This window comes from Romboutsia weinsteinii, from assembly GCF_002250835.2.
Lineage (GTDB): Bacteria > Bacillota > Clostridia > Peptostreptococcales > Peptostreptococcaceae > Romboutsia_A > Romboutsia_A weinsteinii.
Map to the genome: position 1 here is coordinate 1 of NZ_NOJY02000118.1, position 3,401 is coordinate 3,401.

At 30.8% G+C, this 3,401-nt stretch carries 3 protein-coding genes; 2 read left to right on the plus strand and 1 reads right to left on the minus strand.

Features of this window, described 5'->3' with window-relative positions; genetic code table 11:
• On the plus strand, window positions 1-806 hold an 806-nt coding region (locus CHL78_RS19850; protein WP_456300086.1), incomplete at its 5' end, for a family 4 glycosyl hydrolase.
• Window positions 807-926: 120 nt separating this feature from the next.
• On the opposite strand, the gene trhO is transcribed toward CHL78_RS19850, so the two are convergent.
• Window positions 927-1,916, minus strand: a complete 990-nt coding sequence (gene trhO / locus CHL78_RS19855; protein ID WP_094369747.1) for an oxygen-dependent tRNA uridine(34) hydroxylase TrhO — start codon at window positions 1,914-1,916, stop codon at window positions 927-929.
• A gap of 279 nt (window positions 1,917-2,195) precedes the next feature.
• Here trhO and CHL78_RS19860 point away from each other — a divergent pair.
• Window positions 2,196-3,401, plus strand: a 1,206-nt coding sequence (locus CHL78_RS19860; RefSeq protein ID WP_147295867.1) for a PTS sugar transporter subunit IIC, incomplete at its 3' end; no start/stop codon positions are given.

The following is a 3,401-nucleotide window of genomic DNA, read 5'->3' on the forward strand; positions in this document are numbered from 1 at the left end:
ATATAAAAGATGTTCATAATATACGTTATGACTACTTTGGTTTAAATCACTTTGGATGGTTTACATCAATAGAGTACAAAGGTAGAGACATAATGAAAGATATCAAAGAATACATAAAAAAACATGAGATATTACTACCTGAATCTTATATTGAAAGAATAAAGAAAGCTCGAAGTGTAGGCAATCGTCATGCTGTAAGTAGCTGGAACCATGTTTGGAAATCTGTTTACACAATGTTAGAAAGTTTCCCTGAATACTTACCAAACACTTACTTAACATACTATCTTTTAAGTAAGGAAACTGTAGAACATTCAAATATAGAGCGTACTCGTGCAAATGAAGTTATGGAAAGTCGTGAAAAAGATTTATTTGAAGGAGTAGAGCACTACTTAAAAACAGGTGAGATATCAGAAAAAGCATTCTACGCAGGATCACATGGAGATTGGATTAGTGACTTAGCACTTGCAATCAAAAATGATACACATGCTCGTTTCTTAGTTATAACTGAAAATCGTGGAGCTATTCCAAACATGCCATATGATGCAATGGTAGAAATTCCGGCATATATTGGTAAAGATGGTCCGGAAGTTATTGCTAGAGGTCCAATACCTCTATTCCAACAAGGATTAATGATGCAACAACTTAACAGCGAAAAATTAATAGTAGAAGCTTGTATTGAAAATAGCTATGAAAAAGCATTACAAGCATTTACATTGAATAAAACTGTTCCAAGTATGAGTGTTGCTAAAGCGATTTTAGATGACATGATAGAAGCTAATAAAGGATACTGGCCAGAATTAAGATAATATTATAATATAAATTGTGGGAATGATTCATGTGAATCGTCTCCACCATTCAAAACTATGAAAAACACATCAACAAAATTGTTGATGTGTTTTTTATTTATAATAAATTAGATAGTCTCATCATTTCTTAAGTTTTTCTATAACATGTTTGTACATATCATGGTCTTGATTGTACTTTTCGTATAATTCTTTTTTATTCATTAGTCTAAATCTTGAATCTCTTTCAGGTTTTTTGATTACATGCTCTGAACAATCTGTAGAACAAAAACCAGCATAAGTGTCTTCACAAGATTCACAGCATATAAACTGGTCATGGCAATCATCATTTCTACAGTTAATATATCTGTCTGAAGGAACACCACAAATAGAGCATTTTGATATTACTATATCTTCTTCAGTTCTATTTATTTGTACGGAAATACGGTTATCAAATACATAGCATTTTCCATCCCACAGTTTTCCTTTAACATCTTCATCTTTTCCATAGGTAACTATACCACCATCTAAATGGTAAACTTCATTAAATCCTTTATTTAAAAATACTCCAGTTAGTTTTTCGCATCTAATACCACCAGTGCAATAGCTCAGTATTTTTTTATCTTTTTTATCTCCTAACGTTTTATCAATCCATTCAGGGAATTGTTTAAAGTTTTGAACATCAGGCTTTATAGCTCCTCTAAAATGACCTATCTCATATTCGTAATCATTTCTACCATCGACTATGATTACATCATCTCTTTGAAGCATTTCATAAAATTCTTTTGGTTTAAGGTAAGTACCTACTATATCATTAGGATTTACTTCATCTTCTGGTAATAAGGTAAGTATACTTTTATGTTTAACATGAAGCTTATTAAATATATGATTTTCACTTTCATCAATTTTAAATACTGTATCACTAAATCCAGGATATGATTTTAATATTTCCATGTATTTTTCAGTATCTTCAACAGTACCAGAGCAAGTTCCATTTATACCTTCATGAGAAATTAATATTCTTCCTTTTAGGTTTAACTCTTTACAGAGAGCTAGGTGATCATTTTTGAACTCTTCTGGATTTTCAATATTTATAAACTTATAATAAAGTAAAATTCTATAATTTTTATTCATAGTTGCTATCTCCTTTGGTGATGTATTAATATATGTCTACTAAATATATACCAATAATTTAATAATATTAACATTATTCATAAAAGAAATAACTAAAACATATGATACTGAAGATGAAATGTATTATTAACCTATTACGCCAAAATTATTGTCATATTAGTATATTTAAAGAATCATACAAATAGGGAAATTTCCCGTTAAATGGTATGTACTTTTAGGAAAAATACCAGTAAAATGAATTTAAGAAAACGTTAACGAGAATATATAGGAGGAGACAACATGGAAAACTTAACAAGATTTATAGAAGAAAAAATGGTACCTAAAGTAGCAAAGTTCTCAAATTTACGTTATATTAAAGCACTACGTTCTGGATTTTTCGCTATAATGCCACTTACTATAATAGGATCAATATTCTTACTTATAGCAGATTTCCCTCTAAATGGATATGCAGATTTTATGGCAAGTATTTTTGGAGAAAATTGGGGCGCGTACTTAGAGCCAGGATATAGAGCAACATTTGACTTAATGGGAATAATGCTAGCAGGAACCTTAGCATACAAGTTAGCAGAAGATTATAAATTAGATAGTTTATCATTGATGATAATATCACTTGTAGCTTATATGATAGTTACACCTAAATCTATGACAACAGAATCAGGTGAACTTGTTAATAAAGTAGTACCGATGGTTTGGTTAGGTGCTAGAGGAGTAATAACAGCAATTATAATGAGTATTTTATCTACAGAAGTTTATAGATTTGCTATAAATAAAAAAATAGTAATAAAACTACCAGGCAACGTACCTGAAATGGTAAGTAAATCATTTACAGCATTAATACCAGGAACAATAGTAGTAGTTGTAGCGCTCATATTAAATGGTATATTCTTAACACTTGGAACTTCTATGCATGATTTTATATACACAGTATTACAAGTACCACTACAAGGGTTAACTTCATCAGTAGAAGCAATAACAGCAGTTGCAGCACTAAATGGACTATTCTGGTGGTTTGGTATACATCCAACGGTTGTTAACTCAGTAGTTACTCCATTGTTAAATGCAAACGCAATAGAGAATTTAGAGTTATTCAAATTAGGGCAACTTACTTTTGAAAATGCAAACGTAGGAACAATACAAATGTTAGATCAATTTGCTACAATAGGTGGAGCCGGTATGACATTAGGTTTAGTTTTAGCAATGCTTATAGTGGCTAGGTCTCAAAGGCTAAAAATGATGTCAAGACTAGGAGCAGTTCCGTCGTTATTCAACATAAATGAACCTTTAATATTTGGTACACCGATAATATTAAATCCATTAATGTTAGTTCCAGTAACAATAGCTCCGATAGTATCAGTATTTATAGCTTATTTTGCAATGAAAATACAATTTATGCTTCCATTTAATGGAGTTATAGCACCATGGACAACACCACCAATAATAAGTGGACTGTTAGTAAGTGGATGGCAAGGAGCAGCGGTACAAATA

Excerpts from the sequence above, each read along its gene's own strand:
- trhO (WP_094369747.1), bottom strand. The coding sequence starts at position 1,916 with ATGAATAAAAATTATAGAATTTTACTTTATTATAAGTTTATAAATATT.